The 18,879-nt window shown below is 50.6% G+C and carries 20 protein-coding genes and 2 pseudogenes; 8 read left to right on the top strand and 14 right to left on the bottom strand.

Annotated elements, in window-relative coordinates; all coding sequences use genetic code 11:
• Positions 1–65 precede the first annotated feature (65 nt).
• The 9 genes from AC534G_RS22980 to AC534G_RS22940 form a co-directional block, all read right to left on the bottom strand.
• Entirely contained in the window at positions 66–377 is a 312-nt protein-coding gene (locus AC534G_RS22980; RefSeq protein ID WP_115463705.1) for a hypothetical protein, read from the bottom strand.
• A gap of 58 nt (positions 378–435) precedes the next feature.
• Positions 436–1,149 carry a helix-turn-helix transcriptional regulator gene (locus AC534G_RS22975; protein ID WP_023205801.1) on the bottom strand — a complete coding sequence of 238 codons (714 nt, stop codon included), beginning with the start codon at positions 1,147–1,149 and terminating at the stop codon, positions 436–438.
• A gap of 102 nt (positions 1,150–1,251) precedes the next feature.
• Positions 1,252–2,001, bottom strand: coding sequence for a YaaW family protein (locus tag AC534G_RS22970; protein WP_000257250.1), 750 nt, complete (start codon positions 1,999–2,001; stop codon positions 1,252–1,254).
• Between the two features lie 143 nt (positions 2,002–2,144).
• A complete protein-coding gene (locus tag AC534G_RS22965) occupies positions 2,145–2,531 on the bottom strand; it encodes a hypothetical protein (protein WP_223229455.1) in 387 nt (128 codons plus the stop codon).
• Between the two features lie 74 nt (positions 2,532–2,605).
• Positions 2,606–2,845, bottom strand: a complete 240-nt coding sequence (locus AC534G_RS22960; protein WP_000113424.1) for a DeoR family transcriptional regulator — start codon at positions 2,843–2,845, stop codon at positions 2,606–2,608.
• The gene (locus tag AC534G_RS22955) at positions 2,824–3,288 is read right to left on the bottom strand and encodes a lecithin retinol acyltransferase family protein (protein ID WP_000286078.1); all 465 of its coding nucleotides are present in this window, start codon (positions 3,286–3,288) and stop codon (positions 2,824–2,826) included. Before AC534G_RS22955 ends, AC534G_RS22960 begins: the two co-directional genes overlap by 22 nt.
• 58 nt (positions 3,289–3,346) lie before the next feature.
• The gene (locus tag AC534G_RS22950) at positions 3,347–3,775 is read right to left on the bottom strand and encodes a DUF2787 family protein (protein WP_000098181.1); all 429 of its coding nucleotides are present in this window, start codon (positions 3,773–3,775) and stop codon (positions 3,347–3,349) included.
• Positions 3,776–3,821: 46 nt separating this feature from the next.
• Positions 3,822–4,253, bottom strand: coding sequence for a hypothetical protein (locus tag AC534G_RS22945; protein ID WP_050010015.1), 432 nt, complete (start codon positions 4,251–4,253; stop codon positions 3,822–3,824).
• Positions 4,246–4,599: a hypothetical protein gene (locus tag AC534G_RS22940; RefSeq protein WP_023293476.1), complete on the bottom strand. Its 354-nt coding sequence runs from the start codon at positions 4,597–4,599 to the stop codon at positions 4,246–4,248. The genes AC534G_RS22945 and AC534G_RS22940 overlap by 8 nt, the downstream gene beginning before the upstream one ends.
• 557 nt (positions 4,600–5,156) lie before the next feature.
• Here AC534G_RS22940 and AC534G_RS22935 point away from each other — a divergent pair.
• The 3 genes from AC534G_RS22935 to AC534G_RS22925 all read left to right on the top strand — a co-directional run bounded on the left by AC534G_RS22935 (position 5,157) and on the right by AC534G_RS22925 (position 8,833).
• The gene (locus tag AC534G_RS22935) at positions 5,157–6,428 is read left to right on the top strand and encodes a site-specific integrase (RefSeq protein ID WP_023892871.1); all 1,272 of its coding nucleotides are present in this window, start codon (positions 5,157–5,159) and stop codon (positions 6,426–6,428) included.
• An 85-nt stretch (positions 6,429–6,513) separates the two neighbouring features.
• The gene (locus AC534G_RS22930; protein WP_023892872.1) at positions 6,514–8,427 is read left to right on the top strand and encodes a DUF927 domain-containing protein; all 1,914 of its coding nucleotides are present in this window, start codon (positions 6,514–6,516) and stop codon (positions 8,425–8,427) included.
• Between the two features lie 49 nt (positions 8,428–8,476).
• Positions 8,477–8,833 carry an Arm DNA-binding domain-containing protein gene (locus AC534G_RS22925; protein ID WP_029403623.1) on the top strand — a complete coding sequence of 119 codons (357 nt, stop codon included), beginning with the start codon at positions 8,477–8,479 and terminating at the stop codon, positions 8,831–8,833.
• A 54-nt stretch (positions 8,834–8,887) separates the two neighbouring features.
• Here AC534G_RS22925 and AC534G_RS22920 read toward each other — a convergent pair whose 3' ends face one another.
• The gene (locus AC534G_RS22920; protein WP_250671479.1) at positions 8,888–10,072 is read right to left on the bottom strand and encodes a tyrosine-type recombinase/integrase; all 1,185 of its coding nucleotides are present in this window, start codon (positions 10,070–10,072) and stop codon (positions 8,888–8,890) included.
• A 486-nt stretch (positions 10,073–10,558) separates the two neighbouring features.
• On the opposite strand from AC534G_RS22920, the gene AC534G_RS22915 reads away from it, so the two are divergent.
• The 3 genes and pseudogenes from AC534G_RS22915 to ltrA all read left to right on the top strand — a co-directional run bounded on the left by AC534G_RS22915 (position 10,559) and on the right by ltrA (position 14,334).
• The gene (locus AC534G_RS22915) at positions 10,559–11,539 is read left to right on the top strand and encodes an IS5-like element IS5 family transposase (protein ID WP_250671717.1); all 981 of its coding nucleotides are present in this window, start codon (positions 10,559–10,561) and stop codon (positions 11,537–11,539) included.
• A 148-nt stretch (positions 11,540–11,687) separates the two neighbouring features.
• Positions 11,688–12,380, top strand: a pseudogene (locus AC534G_RS22910) (polysaccharide biosynthesis tyrosine autokinase); the annotation flags it as partial.
• A 565-nt stretch (positions 12,381–12,945) separates the two neighbouring features.
• A complete protein-coding gene (gene ltrA, locus AC534G_RS22905; RefSeq protein WP_250671718.1) occupies positions 12,946–14,334 on the top strand; it encodes a group II intron reverse transcriptase/maturase in 1,389 nt (462 codons plus the stop codon).
• Between the two features lie 79 nt (positions 14,335–14,413).
• Here the strand turns inward: ltrA and appA are convergent, their stop codons facing one another.
• From appA to cydB, 3 genes and pseudogenes are all read right to left on the bottom strand, one after another.
• Entirely contained in the window at positions 14,414–15,712 is a 1,299-nt protein-coding gene (gene appA, locus AC534G_RS22900; RefSeq protein ID WP_016239723.1) for a bifunctional acid phosphatase/4-phytase, read from the bottom strand.
• Positions 15,713–15,815: 103 nt separating this feature from the next.
• Positions 15,816–15,884, bottom strand: a complete 69-nt coding sequence (locus tag AC534G_RS22895) for a cytochrome bd oxidase small subunit, CydX/CbdX family (protein ID WP_160387805.1) — start codon at positions 15,882–15,884, stop codon at positions 15,816–15,818.
• Positions 15,885–15,896: 12 nt separating this feature from the next.
• Positions 15,897–16,412 (bottom strand): annotated as a pseudogene (cydB, locus tag AC534G_RS22890) (cytochrome d ubiquinol oxidase subunit II); the annotation flags it as partial.
• A gap of 145 nt (positions 16,413–16,557) precedes the next feature.
• On the opposite strand from cydB, the gene AC534G_RS22885 reads away from it, so the two are divergent.
• Positions 16,558–16,875 (top strand): hypothetical protein, encoded by a 318-nt coding sequence (locus AC534G_RS22885; RefSeq protein WP_250671719.1) that lies wholly within the window; start codon positions 16,558–16,560, stop codon positions 16,873–16,875.
• Position 16,876: 1 nt separating this feature from the next.
• On the opposite strand, the gene AC534G_RS22880 is transcribed toward AC534G_RS22885, so the two are convergent.
• Positions 16,877–18,024 (bottom strand): IS3 family transposase gene (locus AC534G_RS22880; protein WP_113380507.1). Its coding sequence is split into 2 segments (ribosomal slippage): positions 16,877–17,787 and positions 17,787–18,024, totalling 1,149 coding nucleotides; the frame shifts between segments, so codons are not numbered across the junction.
• A gap of 37 nt (positions 18,025–18,061) precedes the next feature.
• Between AC534G_RS22880 and AC534G_RS22875 the strand changes: the two genes are divergently transcribed.
• Positions 18,062–18,352, top strand: a complete 291-nt coding sequence (locus AC534G_RS22875) for a hypothetical protein (RefSeq protein ID WP_370606899.1) — start codon at positions 18,062–18,064, stop codon at positions 18,350–18,352.
• Positions 18,353–18,879: the final 527 nt, after the last annotated feature.

Raw genomic sequence — 18,879 nt, 5'->3', positions numbered from 1 at the left:
TCATATGTTATATTAGCTGGCCTATTTTAATTTATTGCGTGTCGGTAGTACAGTCTTTGCACAAACTAATTTATGCAATGGAAAAGCTGACGGCTCGGTTTGTGTTTTTCATTCGGGTAGACTCGCATTGCGGATGCACAAAGTGATGAAACCTGTCTTGCTATATTTTTACCGAAGTTAACAAGAAGGCCGTGCTTTATTTTTTCACCCTCTGTCCTGATGCTGATGATAAAGCTGAACTGATATACGATTACCTCAATGAGGTCATTGCCAAATGTTATAATGGCGGCGTTGTTTATTTCATTTTCATAATCCCTCAGGTCAGTGTTAAGTCTTGCTGTTGCATCTACAAGTGCGTATTCTTTATCGATAATCATAATTTTCTCACTTTTCATGTTAATGTGATTTAATCATCACTAATAATATGTTGTGATTTTAATTACGATTATTCGTCTGTTTACTCCCGTAATGCATTATCTGATGAATAATGTTCATGTGGGGTAAGGCTTCCATAAAGTCAGACTGTTCAATCAGCGAAATGAGTGTGTTATCGATCTCAAACGTTGTATCCGGTAATACCTCAACCAGCCTGATTCGGGACAGGGAAATAACGAACACGCCCGATGACGTACATCCGGCAAGAAACCACTCCGCATGGCTGCAAAGCAGACGATAGGGATGAACGGTATGGCTGACGTTTTCGTCGGTTCTGATACGCACCTGGGTCTGGTTGAGTATGGCGAGCGTCAGTCTGCTGAAATCACCAAAGAGCGTGGGTTTCTGGCGCGGCTCCGGGAGCATAATCCGGTAGGGTGAAGGGTGCTCCCCGTCAAGCAGAAGGCTCAGCAGTTTGGCGTCCATCGCGGGTAACAGACGGTCAAGATGCAGCAACCTCGCCAGTATCTTCATATCCCGTTCCGTGCGGCGACGAAAGTAATGCGAAGCGAGCTGATATACGCCGTTGTTCTGTTCAATATCAAGATAGGTGAGGCGGACGTTAAAATCCCGCCGCAGCGTGCGCGTCGTCACCCCAAATTCTTCTGCCAGCGTCCCGATATGCAGCTTTTCACCCTGAAACAAACGGCTCAGGATGATGGAAAGGCGGGTTGCCAGTCTGTCATGTTCGTTTTCTTGTGTTATCAGCGTCATACATCATTTCCGAATTTAGCCGGGAAATAATGCCAGCAGTAGCGGACAGGATTTGTCCGCCCTCTGAAGTTTTTTAAAGTCTGAATACCTTAAATGTAAGTGCTAAACGTCAGTATTCTCAGGTGAATAAAGATGCTTCTGGCGCATGTAGGCAATAAAAATGCAGGATGGTAGCGTCACCCGGTATGCGGGACCGGCTAAATCTATCAGTAGCCAGAGAGAACTGAGCACCCAGCCCACGGGACCGGCAAAAGCGCCCATGGTACGCGTCAGCATGGCATTTCCTGCAACGGTCAGCCCTCTGCCTAACAGGGCTTTCGCCACACCATTTGTGACAACAAGTGCCATCTGATAGGCCGCAAACCCGGATGTTTTTATCCCCGCCTGGATTGCCATGGTCAGCAACTCCGGCGTGGGGTTGCTGTAGCCTGTCTGCAATTCTTCCGCCACGGTCTTTAGCTGGTCAGGCGTCATCTTCTCAAGACTTTTCTCCAGGATCTTCATCAGCAGATTCATTTCAATGGTTTCAACACTGGATTTGTTGTTGTAGTTCACCTTCATTTTATCGCAGGCATCGGTCAGAATTTCCCGGTACAGCACCCCTTTACCCCAGCGGAGCAGCGTGGCAAAGCTGTTCGCCCCAAACGTCTGAACCTCGGCGGCAATGGCATCCCAGTAGCGCGGGTGGTTGGGCTTGTGTTTTTTATACTGAGGATCATAGGTCAGCGTTTCCGTGATGCGTGCCAGTCCGTCTTTCGGATCGCAGATAAGCACAGAAACCAGTAAATCCAGATCGTCACGATGACAGTGGCGCAGAAACTCAAGGTCGGGGTCGTGTCGGTAGGTAGCCATATTTCACCTCATTGCAGATATTGGACCTGACAGTTTAAGGAAGCCCCCGGACAGGGTTTGTCCGCCTGAAAAACAAAAAAGTAAAAAAAAACCTGCCCGAAAGCAGGTTTCTGTTCACCGGATGGAGGTATAACGCGTCGGGATTACTTTCCGCGCCATTCCTTTTCCACTTTATCCGCAAAGGCATCGCACTGCCGGGCATATTCCGGGTTATAGAGCAGCTCCGACTGCGAAAGCTGCATGGCGGTCATGCTGCCGTTACGGGCGTTCGATTCGAGCCAGGTTCTGCCATAGGTTTGGTTCATCACCTGAAGTACCCTGTTGAATACCGGTCCGTTGAAGCGGGCATTGAGATTAACGCCTTTTACCTGAAGGCCGCTGTCACTGGTCTGGGTCAGGCGGGTGGAGTACATCGCGCAGAAGGTCGAGTTGGTTATCATCTGAGCGTCAGCCTGCTCGTCGGCGAACGCGCTGTGGCTGAAGGCGGAAAGCAGAATTGTGGCGGTTAACAGTTTTAAAATTTTCATCATGTTCCCTTATGGATTGAAAAGCGGAGACAGCCTGCCATACAGGGTGGTCAGGAGATGTCCGGCAGAGAAAAAAGTCAGGGTTTCAGCGAGGGAGCCAGTCGCCAGCGGTGAGGGCCAGCGGATTCGAGCACAAAGGCCAGTTGAGCGAGGTCCCGTCTTGCGGTCCGGGGAGATACGTCAAACTGCCGGATGATGTAGCGAACAGATATTGTCTGACCGTAAAACAGCACCATGGTCAGCCGGATGAGCCGTTCTCCCTGTCCGGTAGCGTGTTGCCTGCGACGATTAACGTTCATCGTTGCCATACGCGCCATCGGTCCCCTTTCTGAAAAGAATCGAGGTGTCTGGCAAGCCAGATATCAGGGCATGAATTGCCGGTAACGCAGCGGGCAGTAAACCGGTGGCAGTTAAAGTCGAGCAGGCTGTAGGGATAGCGCTGACCCACTGCCGCCTTTGCCCGTTCAGCGGCCCGCGCACAACCCTGAGGCGTCAAATCCATACAGTCTGTATACACCGAGATAGCGGAGTTCCAGCCATCGAGCCGGTCAAGAAACCCTTTAGCCTTACTTTTGATAACGGTTCCATCGCCATCAAGATGAACAATATCGCCGTTACCTACATAGATACCGCTGTGTGCGGCAAGGCCAAAAAGCAGTTCGCACTGCACGATACCACCGTAAGCCGGTTCATCGACGCAGGAGAGAATGCAGTTATCGATAAATGAATCCACGAAGTTCAGCAGCAGAAGCCGGTACATAACAATCAATTCCTTACTACGGGGGAGAGGGGGGATGCGGGGGAAACGTAGTGAACACTCAGCTTTCCCACAACGTACGGACCGTGAAAACCCCCATATCGTGGTAAGCCATAAAGTTACTTTCCCACAGCGACCAGAACTCACGGGCGTCGACATGAGAGATATCGCCACAACGGGAAAGCCACGTGTATTGTTGCGTCCAGCTCACATCGACATCTTTTTCAAGCTCAGGCCATGGATGCCCTGCATAGTGAAAATCGGTGACGTAATCGAGCTGCCAGTCTTCTCCGGCAGGGATGAGGCGTATTTCGACCGGATGCCAGCCGCCCTTTTCCGGTGAGTATTCAGGGTCACGAAAGTTAATGGTTAATCCGGTGATGGGGTGACGATGGGGCGGTTTTTGCGCAACGATACCCAGAAGCAGTTGGGTGAACGACCGGGAGAGCGGCAGCACATAGCCGCCCTGCAATATTACGGGTGATGACATAGTGAATTTCCTGATTTTTGGTTAACAGAACACAGAAAAAGCGGGGTTAGTCCTGGCTGAGCGTAGCAAGCTGCGTCATACGATGCTGCCAGTCGGCATAGCAGCGGTGCATAAAGAGTCTGCTGCTGTCCGCTTCGATAAGGCAGATATCCGGACTTCTGAGCACAGCAGCAAGAAAAGCTGCGTTATTGGTGCTGCCCTGACCAAACAGTGGGCGAAATACACGGGATGGAAAGCTGTCTGGCTGCTGTTCCAGAATGGCGTGAATCGCATCAAGCGCTATCCATTCACGGGAGAACAGGCCCCCTTCGCCATTGGCGGTTAAGCGCAGGGCAAGACTCCCGGTTTCACCCTCTTTACCCAGCTCATACGTCAGCAGTCCTTTACTGTGGGGGCTGATTTTCTCGGCTTCCCCCATGTAGAACACGGTATAGCTTTCGGTGACGGCGGCTTCGGTAGCGATTTTTTTCTTACTCATGGTTCAGCGCCTCAATCAGGTTCCGGAGTTGAGTGATAACGGTCGTGTCCGGGAACACCAGATAGATACCCTGTCCGTTATCGCAGACGATACCGAGCAGGAGATACCAGCCATCATCAAGTGCGGTGACGTATTCCGGGTTAGCCAGTGCCACTGCCAGCAGCGGGTCTTCGGGGAGGGTGTCATCGTGGTTGAGATGCCAGAGCAGGGTTCCCGTTTCGTTCCAGAAGGTGGTAAACAGGTCGATATCATCGACAGGGCCAAGGATTTCATTGCTGAGGGCCGCCAGTGCGGAGGCGGGCAGGTTGAGAAGGGGAAGACTGGTGGGGGTCGTGAGTTTAAACATGATTATCTCCATAAATGATTGATTCATATTGATAATATGTTTTCAAATGACTTTTAGTTACATTTTATTTACGTTGTTTGCTTTTTCTGGATTATGCCCTTAAATTTAGTTCTAACCTGGCATTAAATCCCGTTTTTTTTAGATTTTTAGCGTTTTATAAAGAAATTAGCATGTGCTGTTTTAACTGAAAATGAGAGAAGGCTTGCGCACAATTGCTATTGATTTTCTTACTTATTTTCTCAATCACAAAACGCCTTAAATAGTTCAAAAAACAATCAACACCCCATAATCGATATTATTTATGGGGAGAAACGACGTTTAAGCCTGAAAGTGGGGGAGTGGCACTTTCAGGAGATTAAGGAGGCAAACAGGCCTCTTTAACGCGTGTTTTTCTCACCAAAATGTCAGAGTCGGTGATTTGCACTTCAGTATTTCTGCCAATACTATTCGCTTCATGTGCTGGCCAGCATCTAACTCAATACCCTTAATTTGTATTAATTGAGCGAGATGTATGCATTATGAAACCCGATAGTTCTTTAAACCTAATAACGCTGACAATGAAACAGAATGATGTTGATTCTGTGGATGGTCGCTTTTGTAAGTCAGCGCAAAACATCAAAACCAGCGTTGACGTTGATGATTGCTGTGTTGAACCAATGGCCCGACATCGCAGCCCAAAGAATCAAAGAGAGGCATTCACTAAAGCTTTTTTTGATGAGTGTAAAACCCGTGCAATACAAACTGGCCGGACTATCGAAGCCAGCGATACAAAATGTACCGGGCTTAAGGCTATATTCCACTCATCCGGACGCATTAAGTTTATTGTCCGCAAAAGTATTCGCGGAAAGAATGTTTACGTTTCCGTAGGAAGTTACCCTGAATTTTCCATTAATAACGCAAGGGAGCATGCCTTTAAAATAATTCAGGAGCTTAAGGCTTCCATTGAGACTTATGGTGAGCGTTTTCTTACTCACAGTAAAATGACGTTTAATGAGCTTGTGGATGAGTATGAGAAAAGCGTACTCAGCACGGGCGTTAAGCGTTCAGCTAACACCGATCTTTCTAAGATCCGTAAATACCTGCGCCCTCTTCTCGGTGCCAAAAAGCTGGCAGGTATGACGGAGGCAGATATTCTGAGCTATCTGCATAATCTCGATCTCAAGCCAGCCACCCGCAATCGCCATCTGGCGCTCATTAAAGCGGTGTTTACCAGGGCAATACGCATGGGATACATCAGCCGCTCTCCGGCGCTTTATATCAAAGCGCTGCCTGAAGTAACGTCAGATCGCCGCGCCATGGATGACTCCCAGCTTCAGCGCTGGATGGAAGTCTGTGAGTGCTGGCGTAATGGTAAACCCGATCATGAAGGCCTTGCTCTGCTCATGTTCCTTGCCCTGACGGGGCTGCGTCTGGGGGAAACCCGTCATCTTCGTCTTGAGGATGTGGACTGGAGTCGCAAGGTTATCACCCTGCGCCATACTAAAAACGGCAAACTCCGCCGTGTACCGGTATGTGATAAGGCTTTCGTTCTTCTGACAGAACAGCGTCAGCATCTGGGGGATGAAGGCTGGGTATTTCCGGGCAAGGGGACCGACAATCCGGTTGCTGAGCCGCGTCGCCTGCAAAAACGGCTTTGTGAGGCTGCGGGTATTCCTCCGTTCACCATCCATGAGATGCGTCATACCTTTGCGACAAAGCTCATTGAGAGCGGGGCAGACATTCACACCGTCAAAGACTTACTGGGTCACAGCACAATCAAAGTAACAGAACTTTACTTGCACGCCTCCCCGGCACGTTATCACGAAGTTGTTAACCGGGCGATGGGCTAACAACTGGCACTCAACGACATGACTTTTAACCAGGATTCCGATGCCACCCGTTTTCTGACGGTGGCGTATTTTGATGGTAATGCACATGAATAAAAAAGTGACAACTAATGTTCCTCCGGTTTCCGGGATTAAGCGTATTCGCGCTTTTGCTGACCGTGATAAAAATTTCACCAAAATGTCGGAGGCAATTATCAGGCGTGCTGAAAACGCTGAAGTCGGTGAAGATGATATCGCTTCACTCGGTCTTAGTGATGGGCTGCCACGGCATTATGTGAATACGGCTGATGGCCTTTTCTACATCGGTGGACAGAAACCTGTGCTGGTTTGCGGTACGCCAGTTGTGCCTGTCGCCCTGTTTTGCGGGAAAGATAAGGAGTCCAGTCTTGGGATTCGCCTGATGACCGGTAACGGGCTGGGTAAGTATGTTAAGGCCCTGGTGCGCTTTGAGGATATTGTTCAGAGCGGTGCTCAGGTAGTAGGCAAACTGGCAGATCGTGGATTTTGTGTTGGCTCCTCTCCACAGCAGTTTGCCCTTTTTGACCGTTTTCTTCAGCGCTGCCGGAGTTTACCGCTGCCTGTCTATCTGATGGCAGATGCGATGGGATTCGTTTCGGAGGATATGGCCTTTTTACATGGTCATGAGCCCGTTGTGACCTCTCTGACCGGGTTTGATTATCTGCTGCCGGGATTCCGCGTGCGTCCCGGACTGCACAAAGGTGGGGCTCTGGAGGAGTGGATTAACCTCATCCGGGAAAATGTCCATGGCTGGGCGCAGACCTTTGCGCTGAGTGCGTCCTTTGCTTCGATGCTTCTGGTTCCTGCCGGTATGGATGTGGGCATGTTTCATTTTCACGGCGTATCCACCACCGGTAAAACGCTTCTCCTGATGCTGGCTGCATCGGTCCATGGTGATGGCAGCGAGCCGGGCAGTGGGGGGAATGTAAATATTATTCGCTGGAATACCACGCCTAACGCGATGGAGCGCCTTCTCGCTGACTATTCCGGTCTGGTCGCCTGCGTCGATGAACTGGGTGCGAGTAATCATAAGCAACTTTCCTCACTGCTTTACAACATTACGTCAGGTACGGCAAAAGAGCGCCTGAACCGTGGCCTGACGGCAGATGAGCCGTTTAAATGGCGCATGTTTATTCTCTCCACCGGTGAGATGTCAATCTCCGAAAAGCTGGCTGAACAGAAAGCCGTGTTACAGGGAGGGCAGGAGCACAGGGCCATCAGTATGGAACTGTTGCCTGAGGATGCTCAAAAACCGGATGAACCGGTATCAGAAACACGTGCCCGTGCAGATGCACTGAAGACGGGGCTGGCAGAGGCTTATGGTCATGCCGGGCCTGCATTTATCGGCAAACTGTTATCCGGGAAAAATACGGCTGGCGGTCTTCGCACCTACGCAGAGTTTTCATCCTGGCTCCAGGAACAGACAGATGATTGCTGTAACGCACTGGAAGAGGCCCTGAGGGATGAGGGGCGTGATATTACCCGCGTTCAGCGGCGCGGACTGAAAAGATTTGCGCTGGTATGGCTGGCAGGAGAGAAGGCGCTGAAATATGGCCTTTTACCTTTCGAAAGCGATGCGGTGGCTAAATCCGTTATATCCGCTGCACGACGCTGGCTGGATGATAACCAGAATCAGTATAACCCGGTGCGTAACATGCTGGAGGAGCTTCAGCTGACGCTGGTGACAAAAAGCAGCAGGCACTTTATCACCCTGCGTGACGAACATGCCCGATGCCCGGGAGATATGTGGGGATTCGTCCATTACAAAACCGGCGACTTCCTGATTTATGAATCGGTGTTTGAAAAGCTCTGTTCTGAAAAGGGACTTAAGACCGTTGATGTGGCCAGACCGTTAGAGCGTTCCGGTTATCTGCTTGGCGAAAGTGCCGGACACTATAAAAAAAGAGCGCTGAAGACGATGGCGCAGTCTTACTACCAGGTCAAAAAAGCGTTTCTGAAATGCAATGTGATGACCGAATTTTAACCCTGAATAAAACCATTTTGACTGAATAACAACGAATAGAAGGTGATGTATGATTTTTGAATCAGACCAGTACTATGACGGTTTTCCTCACGCTATCAGCAGCGAAAATGAAGAAAAAACCTCATTCAATGATTACGCTCTGGTTAACACACTGGCGGAGTGCCTGTATCACGACATTTCTCGTGAAATCTTCGATGGCAGTGAGCCGGCGCTCCGGGCCGTCATTGCCAACGGTAAGATTAAATTCCTGGCTCGTTATACGCTTCAAGGGGCCTGCTATTATGAACCCCTCGGCACATTTCCACGTATGCCCGTTAACGTCGCGCGTGAACGAGCACGTGAACTCTATAACAGATTTGATGATCACCGGGTGCCGGATGAAGAATATGGGGCCATCCCGTTCTGACTGATGGCTGAACAGTAAAAAAAAGCAGGGGCACTTGCCTCTGCTTTTCTGTTATCACAAGGACGGTAGCTGAGCCGTTATCCTTTCCGCCAGTAACTGACTGGTGTTCTGTAAGCGCTGAGGATGAAGATGCGCATACCGTTGTGAAGACTGACTGCTGCGGTGCCCCAGTTGAGCCTGAACGTCATACAGTGTTCCGCCGTAGGACACGATGAGGGCGGCAACCGAATGGCGACAGGTATGAATACATACTTCTTTGTCGAAAATCCCCGCCCGACGAACGATACGCTGAAAGGCCTTAACCGGGTTACTCAGCGGCATCCCCGGTTTTTTGCCTATAAACAACCACGGATTTCCCCGCTGCGTTGGCAGCGTTCTGATTACGTCCATCGCCAGTGAGTTAAGGTGAACAATCCGTCCATAGCCATTCTTGGTTTCAGGGAGCCACAGGGTGCGTTTAACCGGGTTAACATGCTCCCACTTAGCCAGACGCAGCTCATCACGACGAAGGCCGGTCAGTAACAGCAGTTTGACATAGCGGGCAGCTACAGGGCTGGTATCGTTATCGGCGGAGAGAAAAATACGACGAATTTCGTCCTCGGTAAAATAACGCTGTCGGGCGTTGTTCTCCCTGAGTAGCTGTACCACCCTTGCCGGATGAACAGAGGTCATGCTTTGCCTTCCGGCCCATGTAAAGACGGCTTTAATGAGTACGATGACACGGTTACAGGTAGCCGCTGACAGGGAAGTACTTAACGTCTGCTGAAGGCGCAGAATGCTCGCTGGTGTGATATCGCTCAGCAGCCTCTGACCAATGGCGGGACGGATATGATCGCGGTAGCGCTGAACATCCTTTCCCCAACTGCGTTTAGCGGATTTTGCCCATGGCAGATAATGCTGATTAAAGAGTTCATCGAACGTCAGCTCCATTCTCTTGTTTTCACGCTCCTGCTTAGGGTCAGTGCCGGTGGCAAGGGAACGTTTGTGTTCTATGGCAATCTGACGAGCAAGATTGACGTCCACTTCAGGCCAGTGACCAATGGCGATGGCGCGTTTTCGTCCATGATAAAGGTAGCGTAGCAAAAACTTTTTACGACCTTCTCTTCTGCTGACCAGACACTTGAGGCCGGAAATCTCGGTGTCGCTGTATTCGGCATCGGTACTGCGTGCATCGGATGTGTTAGGGGGCAGGGATTTAATGAGCTGATTAGTAAAACGGAAGCGTTTCGGGCTGGACATATAACCTCCTGTGACTGGTGTAAAGAACGTCAGGGTTGACCCATCCCCGGCACGGCGTTGCTAATGGCTGAGTTGATTTTCTGGCGTGGCGAAGGGAATGCTGGTGCCACATGGTATGAATGAAGACGGGAAATGCAGAAAGAGCAGGCTTTACGGTCTGCTTCTGGTCTTAAGGGGAAAGATTGCCGTTGGGGAAGAGTTCACAGAAATAATATGTGTTTCAGTCGGATATAATTACATGTGATAAGGGCAAAGAGCATGCTTTGCTAAAATTTGACATGTTGAAGTCCACTCTTTTTAACGATGTCGTTATGGACGACATGGCGAGTCTTGCTTAGATAATTAATCAAAATACTGTGACTTTGGACCCACGTTTACCACATTTCGAGCACTTGAGCCGAGTTTTAAGGTCTTCTAGGGAAGGTGCGAACAAGTTCCTGATATGAGATCATCATATTCATCCGGAGCGCATCCCAGAGGGACATCATGAGCCATCAACTCACCTTCGCCGATAGTGAATTCAGCACTAAGCGCCGTCAGACCCGAAAAGAGATTTTCCTCTCCCGCATGGAGCAGATTCTGCCATGGCAGAATATGACCGCTGTCATCGAGCCGTTTTATCCCAAGGCGGGCAATGGCCGACGGCCCTATCCGCTGGAGACCATGCTGCGTATTCACTGCATGCAGCATTGGTACAACCTGAGCGACGGTGCCATGGAAGATGCCCTGTACGAAATCGCCTCCATGCGCCTGTTTGCCCGATTATCCCTGGATAGCGCCCTGCCGGATCGCACCACCATCATGAATTTCCGCCACCTGCCCGAGCAGCATCAACTGGCCCGTCAATTGTTCAAGACCATCAATCGCTGGCTGGCCGAAGCAGGCGTCATGATGACCCAAGGCACTTTGGTGGATGCCACCATCATTGAGGCACCCAGCTCTACCAAGAACAAAGAGCAGCAACGCGATCCGGAGATGCATCAGACCAAGAAAGGCAATCAGTGGCACTTTGGCATGAAGGCCCACATTGGTGTCGATGCCAAGAGTGGCCTGACCCACAGCCTAGTCACCACCGCGGCCAACGAGCATGACCTCAATCAGCTGGGTAATCTGCTGCATGGAGAGGAGCAATTTGTCTCAGCCGATGCCGGCTACCAAGGGGCGCCACAGCGCGAGGGGCTGGCCGAGGTGGATGTGGACTGGCTGATCGCCGAGCGCCCCGGCAAGGTAAGAACCTTGAAACAGCATCCACGCAAGAACAAAACGGCCATCAACATCGAATACATGAAAGCCAGCATCCGGGCCAAGGTGGAGCACCCATTTCGCATCATCAAGCGACAGTTCGGCTTCGTGAAAGCCAGATACAAGGGGTTGCTGAAAAACGATAACCAACTGGCGATGTTATTCACGCTGGCCAACCTGTTTCGGGCGGACCAAATGATACGTCAGTGGGAGAGATCTCACTAAAAACTGGGGATAACGCCTTAAATGGCGAAGAAACGGTCTAAATAGGCTGATTCAAGGCATTTACGGGAGAAAAAATCGGCTCAAACATGAAGAAATGAAATGACTGAGTCAGCCGAGAAGAATTTCCCCGCTTATTCGCACCTTCCCTAAAAATATCCCCTTCCTGGCGGTGGATAACCCGGCGGATTCTGCTGTGGAAGCCGTACGTGCGCTACGAACCAGTCTGCATTTCGCTATGATGGAGACTGAGAATAACATTCTGATGATCACCGGTGCGACGCCAGACAGTGGTAAAACATTTGTCAGTTCAACTCTGGCAGCGGTGATCGCCCAGTCCGATCAAAAAGTGTTATTTATTGATGCCGACTTACGCCATGGTTATTCGCATAACCTGTTTACCGTGAGTAATGCACATGGCTTGTCGGAATATCTGGCAGGTAAAGATGAGCTCAACAAAGTGATCCAGCATTTTGGCAAAGGAGGCTTTGATGTGATTACTCGCGGTCAGATGCCACCTAACCCGTCTGAACTGCTGATGCGCGATCGGATGCGTCAATTACTGGAATGGGCGAACGACCATTACGATCTGGTGATTGTCGATACGCCGCCGATGCTGGCGGTGAGCGATGCTGCGGTCGTGGGGCGCTCTGTCGGCACCAGCCTGCTGGTTGCGCGTTTTGGCCTGAACACCGCCAAAGAGGTGAGCTTGTCAATGCAGCGTCTGGAACAGGCAGGCGTCAATATTAAAGGCGCTATCCTCAATGGTGTGATTAAACGCGCCAGCACCGCTTACAGTTACGGCTATAACTATTACGGTTATAGTTACTCCGAGAAAGAGTAAAACTGAAAGTGGCCGGATGCGGCGTGAACGCCTTTTCCGGTCTACGCATTAGACAGTTCTTCGTTTGTCATCAGCCTCAGAGCATTCAGGTAGCTGAATGCTCTTTTTTATGTGCGCCGGGCATGGCGCGTAGCGCCGTGACTGGCGCTGTTCTTCAACTATGGTGGCTGAAGAACGACTAAGAGGTGAAGGTCCTCCACACACCCGGTGAGGGGAAGTGTTAGCGGAAGGCAAGGGTGTTCATCGCGAGGTGAAATCTGAAGGAAGCCGGATGCAAAATGCTGGCCTGACGAACAGGAAGCGGTTAAGGCGGCACAGCGGGGTAAGGTGGCGTAAATCACCAAAGCCCGATACTCACACGGAACGCTGTGACGTACAGCCGACAGGCATAAGCAGGAAAGTCGCGCGAATTACCCCGGGAGATCTGCCGCTCTGCCAGTGTGCTACCGGCGTCGTGAGGCGCCGGGATGGGGCGACAGAAGTCAGCCGACGCCGTAGTAGTGCTGCAAAACCGACAGCGCGAAGGGCTGAACATGATTAACCGTGATTAGGACATTCGAACCCGATGATGATTAATGAAGCACAAGTGCAGGCAACTGCGGCCAGCGGCAGAGGAGACGGACGGTATTCGTCAGGGCTGCATGATGGCGCTGAAACCAGCACGGCAGCGGATGGGCAAACGAAAGCGGAAGTGCCGCTGACAATGGAAGCGGTGATAACGAGAGAAAACCTGATGCTGGCTTATCAGCGCGTGGTGGAAAACAAAGGCGCGGCGGGGGTGGATAACCTCAGCGTGGCGGAGTTGAAACCGTGGCTGAAGAAGAACTGGCGCAGTGTCAGGCAGGCATTGACTGACGGAAACTACCAGCCGCGGGCCATACGCAGAATGGACATCCCGAAGCCGGATGGCGGCGTGAGAACCTTAGGCATCCCGACGGTGGTGGACAGGCTTATCCAGCAGGCGATAGCGCAGCAGTTAAGCGCCATCGTGGACAAAAGCTTCTCAGACTCCAGCTACGGTTTCCGGCCGGGGCGCAACGCATGGCAGGCGGTGCAACAGGCACAGCGTTACATACGGGGCGGCAAACGGTGGGTGGTGGATATGGATCTGGAGAAGTTCTTTGACCGGGTGGATCACAGACTCCTGATGACGCGTCTGTCCAGAACGATAAAGGACAGGCGGGTGCTGAGACTGATACGCCGCTACCTGAAAGCGGAAATAGCCCGGGACGGGCAAAGGGAGAAACGGCAGGAGGGCATGCCGCAGGGCGGCCCACTGTCGCCGTTACTGTCGAACATCCTGCTGGATGAACTGGATAAAGAACTGGAGCGTCGTGGACACAGCTTCTGCCGCTACGCAGACGACTGCAACATCTATGTAAGCAGCCGGAAAGCGGGCGAACATCTGCTGGATGAAATCAGGGGGTTCGTGGAGAACAAACTGAAGCTGAAGGTGAATGAGAAGAAGAGCGCGGTGGCGCGACCATGGGAGCGCAAGTTCCTCGGGTACAGTGTGACACGGCACAAACAGGCAAAGCTGAAAATAGCCCCGGTGAGCGTGAGCAGGCTGAAGGAGAAAGTCCGCAGTCTGACCACGGGAAACCGGAGCAAATCAGTGAAAGCGACAATCAATGTCCTGACGCCAGTGCTGCGTGGATGGATAAGCTACTTCAGGCTGACGGAAGTCAGAGGAGTACTGGAGGAGCTGGACGGCTGGATCAAACGGAAACTGCGATGCCTGTTGTGGCGGCAGTGGAAGAGACCGGGAACCCGGGCGAGGAACCTGCAAAGAGCGGGACTGAGTAAGGACAGGGCAATGATCTCAGCGTACAACAACCACGGGCCATGGTGGAGCTCGGGGGCCAGCCATATGAATCAGGCGATAAAGAATGCGTGGTTCAGGAGGCAGGGTCTGATATCACTGCTGGAACAGCAGAGGCAGTTCCAGAGTTAACATGAACCGCCGTATGCGGAACCGCACGTACGGTGGTGTGAGAGGACGGCGGGAGTGATCCCGCCTCCTACTCGATGCATTACAAACTGCACGCCGGTATGCGTGCTTCATTCACGATTTGCGTAAAACCGGCCAACGAACACATGCCCTGCGCATTTCGCTCTTCACATCCTGCCAGGGTCAGTTTCACCTCTCCGGGCGGCGTATTTAATGACAGCGGCGTTTTATCACGCATCTGCTGTAAAGTCTGGAAGACCAGCGAAACCTGAATCCACTGGCTGTTATCGCTTAGCCGACGCCAGCGTTCAAACACCAGTTCACCACCTGGCGGCGTGTTATCCGGCTGACCTGGAAGCGTCCAGTTGAGCTCCAGTGCGCCGCCGAGATTTGCCAGATTAGTATCGTGTCCGGCGATAAACAGCACTGAAGTGGGTAATATCACACCATACGCCTGTTTTTGCGGTGGATGGGGCGTCAACGCTGTCATGATCAAATCCAACAACGGGGTGGCGCGGCTGCGGGCAACCTCCGGCGTGCGTTGTAGTAAATAAAATTGCGCGTTATGCAAACTTAGCAAGGTGTTCCACTGGTGTGAATCAGTGATCCTTCCCCACCCCGGCTCCGGCATTCCCTGTGCCTGTTGCAGGAGAAATATCTCCGTCAGCATTGATGCGAGGCTTACCGCACCGGTTAATGAGACATTGTCGGCGCTCACCTTGAGTTCCGATGGTAATGCCTGCGTTAATGAACAGCTTTCGTCCTGTTTCTCACGGTTAAGGCACAAGTTTGATTGCGGAAAATTAAGCACCCGTTCCAGTTCGCGAAACGCCGTTTGCCGATGCCCGGTAAAGTCAGCAATTGACCCTCCTGCCCTGCTGAGGATCGCGTCAGTCACGTTCGCGTTATCCAGTTGGCAAACGCCAGTTTTTAGAGGATTAAATAACGGATCGGGACTGGACGTATCTGCCTGGGTATGTACGGTTATTGCACAGTCAGGTGCCAGCCCGGCGGCGAAGGCTTCGCCTGTTTTACGGGTACGCTCGTCGACATCAGCAATAATCGCGACCTGACCAGGCTGCGGGCAGCCCTTTTTCGTCAGCAATCCGTCGGCTACCAGACGCTGGCGTTGGTAATGTCCGAGATAAGCGATTAGCTCACCACCGCGCGGTGTCAGCCAACCCAGTTTTACCGGCCAGGTTGGCCATGCGTCTGGGGTGACATCCTGCATCAGTTGCGTGGCCTTGGTTGGGGCACGCACACCATGACGACTGACAATCACCACACTTTCCAGCTTCAGCTCCGGCTCACTCTGAGCGAATGCAGATTGCGGGGTTAACGGAATCAGAAGAGATAAAAATGGGATCAAGATCGCTTTCATCGATATGTTTCCGCTTTTCATATCCGACATTATTGATTGCCTGATACGACGCTAATGCGCCGCATCAGACTTACGTTCGTTAACTTTTCAATCGCGGGTCCAGTCATACCAACACAAGGGTGGAGAGCGAACACATCAACAAAATGCCGACGAACCAAAGTAAATACCACATTGTTCCTGCTCCTTAGTACAGCTCGTTTTCGTTACGGCGGAGAGTTTCTGTCGTCATGCGCCCCCACATTTTGTAGTAGCTCCAGAGAGTGTAGAGCAACACAATGGGCAAAAATATCAGCACGATTACCAACATAATACTCAGCGTCAGCTGACTGGAAGTGCTGTCCCACAACGTCAGGCTGGAGATTGGACTCACGCTTGACGGCATGACAAAGGGGAACAGCGTGATGCCTGCCGTGAAAACCACGCCTAATTGCATCAATGATGCCATCAGAAATCCCCAACCCGGGCGACCACGATAAATCGCCATCACGGTCAGCAATGGGCAGAAGAACCCCAGCAGCGGGAAGATCCACAAAACGGGCGATTCGACGAAGTTATTCATCCAGGCACCAGGTAGCACTGTCACCAATTTCATTAACGGATTGGAAGGACCGGTAGCATCCTGGGCGAGCAGGACAAAGCCATCAATACCGACCCACAGCCAGCAACCCGCCAGCAAAAAGCACAGCATCACCAACAGTGCACCTGCACAATTAACGTGTGACTATCTTAGTGAAGATTTTTATGTAGAGTCAAGTAATGAAAGGATTGATGTAATTACTCATGGCAACCAAGATGTTCAGTTAGGTTGCTTCAGATATTCAAAAATTTCCGAACCACACAAATGGGTGACTGATATATCTGTAAATAAGAACTTAATAAATAATACGGTATGGATCCAAGTTGAATCAAGTGTGGTTAGTCAGGAGGCTGCATATTTAGCACCTCAACCTAAAAAACCTTTGATAGTAATTAGGTTGATAGATAAATTTTCTGGTGGTTTGGATGATGCCTTCAAAACATCAATAGAACCTGATTACCTTTCGAATTCTGAAGAGCATTTAAAGTTGGCGGCAAAAGTTATCAATGGAGAAACTGAAAACAGGCTGCCAATAATCTATGTCAGTTCGAAATATTTTTACAATGAACTGAATCGCCACGGATAATCTAGACACTTCCGAGCCGTTGATAATACTGGTTTTCATATTCTGTCGGTGACATCTGTTCGCTAGAACCATGCCGACGCTTACTGTTATAAAACATTTCGATGTAATCAAAAATATCACTGCGGGCTTCTTCCCGCGTTCCGTAGATCTTTTTCTTTATCCGTTCACGTTTCAACAACTGGAAAAAACTTTCTGCAACCGCATTATCATGGCAGTTACCGCGACGGCTCATGCTACCCTCCAGGCCGTGTGATTTCAGGAACGACTGCCACTCATGGCTTGTGTACTGACTGCCCTGATCCGAATGAACCAGCACCTGTTTTTCGGGATTACGCCGCCATACAGCCATCAGCAGTGCGTTCAGGACAATGTCCTTTGTCATCCGGGATTGCATGGACCAGCCGATAATTTTGCGTGAGAACAGATCAACAACAACGGCAAGATACAGCCAGCCTTCGTGGGTCCTGATGTAGGTTATGTCCGTTACCCAACGCTCATCAGGAGCATCCGGATTGAACTGTCGCTGGAGCCTGTTGGGTGACACGATACTGGCCTCGCCTTTACGTGCCCGCGGGATTCGGTATCCGACCTGAGCCTTTATTCCGACACGTTTCATCAGTCTCCAGACTCTGTTTACTCCGCACTGTTGCCCGCTGTCACGCAGATCCAGATGGATTTTGCGATAACCATAGACGCATCCCGATTCCAGCCAGAACTGTTTAATCTGTCCTGTCAGTCTCAGGTCTGCCTGATGGCGTTGTGAATGCGGCTGCTGAAGCCAGGCGTAAAAACCACTGGGATGAACATCCAGCACCCGACAGAGCAGGCGAACAGGCCAGCAACAGGAGTTGTCACGGATAAAGGCGTACCTCAGTCGGACAGCTTTGCGAAGTACGCCGCGGCTTTTTTTAATATGTCCCGTTCGTCGGTAACCCGTTTCAGCTCTTTCTGGAGACGGCGGATCTCGGCCTGAGCATCTGACTGTTCTTTATTAGTGGAAGAATCCGGACCGTACTTCTTTATCCAGGCATAAAGGCTGTGGGTGGTGATATCGAGACGTGTTGCAACGCTGGCAACAGAATAACCGCGATCAACAACCTGTTTGACTGCTTCAGTTTTAAACTCTTCGGGATAACGCTTACCGCTCATGGGCACCTCTCTTTAAGCCATCTTAAATGACTCTGAGGTGTCTGTTAAACCCGTGGCGATTCATTCTTTAATTTCCAACAACCCTCAAACCATGGAAGCAAATTCGCGTCAAACTCATTTGAAAAGAGCACTTAATGGCTACAGGAGTATGGATAAGGCAACGTCAAGGCAGCTTAAGGAACTTGGGTTTGAGTTGTCTGAGGAAGGTAAACATTGGAAGATAGTATATAATGGTGATTCCAGATACTCTTACATTCTTCCTAAAACAGGGAGCGACTATAGAGGATCTTTGAATGCTATTTCTGATATAAGTAATATTATTTTCTAACAAAATCTAGCCCCTTTATAAGGGGCTGGATTAAGTCTATTTTAAATCGGTAATACACATTGTTTAATGTAAGTATTACAGTTCAAAGTTTATGTTCAGGTAAGGAATTCCGATGGGGCTGAGTCATTTTTTAATGACGTGGAAAGCGGGGGATTTTGCTGATGCGAAGAATCATAAGGTGAAAAACAGGAATATTACAGGTGGAGTAGATGGTGGAAACACCCGACTGACAAGGGGAGTTGATAACGCTGAGTTCTTCCCCCTTGCCTGAAGAGGAGTCTCCCCGGTCTTCCCCCGGGGATGATGGCAGGTAATTTGTTGTTAAATAAAGTAAATTATGAAATCCCCCATTTCCCCCGTATTCTCTGCTTCATTATGAATAATCTTAGAGAAAGGAACCCTAAAGGACCGTAGAAAGACCGTAGCTGTGAGGTGAGGGAAGGCACATCAGAGGGTGTTGAGGTGTCTAAAAGTAACGAACATCTGCGAAAATGGCGAGAAATCCAGCAAACAAATAACGTGTTGCA

The organism is Citrobacter sp. CRE-46 (assembly GCF_059615875.1).
Note: the sequence above shows the minus strand (reverse complement) of the source record. Positions and strands in the feature narration are given on the sequence as shown.

Coding starts and splice junctions, on each gene's coding strand:
- AC534G_RS22980 (WP_115463705.1), bottom strand. CDS start 377: ATGATTATCGATAAAGAATACGCACTTGTAGATGCAACAGCAAGACTT.
- AC534G_RS22975 (WP_023205801.1), bottom strand. CDS start 1,149: ATGACGCTGATAACACAAGAAAACGAACATGACAGACTGGCAACCCGC.
- AC534G_RS22970 (WP_000257250.1), bottom strand. CDS start 2,001: ATGGCTACCTACCGACACGACCCCGACCTTGAGTTTCTGCGCCACTGT.
- AC534G_RS22965 (WP_223229455.1), bottom strand. CDS start 2,531: ATGATGAAAATTTTAAAACTGTTAACCGCCACAATTCTGCTTTCCGCC.
- AC534G_RS22960 (WP_000113424.1), bottom strand. CDS start 2,845: ATGGCGCGTATGGCAACGATGAACGTTAATCGTCGCAGGCAACACGCT.
- AC534G_RS22955 (WP_000286078.1), bottom strand. CDS start 3,288: ATGTACCGGCTTCTGCTGCTGAACTTCGTGGATTCATTTATCGATAAC.
- AC534G_RS22950 (WP_000098181.1), bottom strand. CDS start 3,775: ATGTCATCACCCGTAATATTGCAGGGCGGCTATGTGCTGCCGCTCTCC.
- AC534G_RS22945 (WP_050010015.1), bottom strand. CDS start 4,253: ATGAGTAAGAAAAAAATCGCTACCGAAGCCGCCGTCACCGAAAGCTAT.
- AC534G_RS22940 (WP_023293476.1), bottom strand. CDS start 4,599: ATGTTTAAACTCACGACCCCCACCAGTCTTCCCCTTCTCAACCTGCCC.
- AC534G_RS22935 (WP_023892871.1), top strand. CDS start 5,157: ATGAAACAGAATGATGTTGATTCTGTGGATGGTCGCTTTTGTAAGTCA.
- AC534G_RS22930 (WP_023892872.1), top strand. CDS start 6,514: ATGAATAAAAAAGTGACAACTAATGTTCCTCCGGTTTCCGGGATTAAG.
- AC534G_RS22925 (WP_029403623.1), top strand. CDS start 8,477: ATGATTTTTGAATCAGACCAGTACTATGACGGTTTTCCTCACGCTATC.
- AC534G_RS22920 (WP_250671479.1), bottom strand. CDS start 10,072: ATGTCCAGCCCGAAACGCTTCCGTTTTACTAATCAGCTCATTAAATCC.
- AC534G_RS22915 (WP_250671717.1), top strand. CDS start 10,559: ATGAGCCATCAACTCACCTTCGCCGATAGTGAATTCAGCACTAAGCGC.
- ltrA (WP_250671718.1), top strand. CDS start 12,946: ATGATGATTAATGAAGCACAAGTGCAGGCAACTGCGGCCAGCGGCAGA.
- appA (WP_016239723.1), bottom strand. CDS start 15,712: ATGAAAGCGATCTTGATCCCATTTTTATCTCTTCTGATTCCGTTAACC.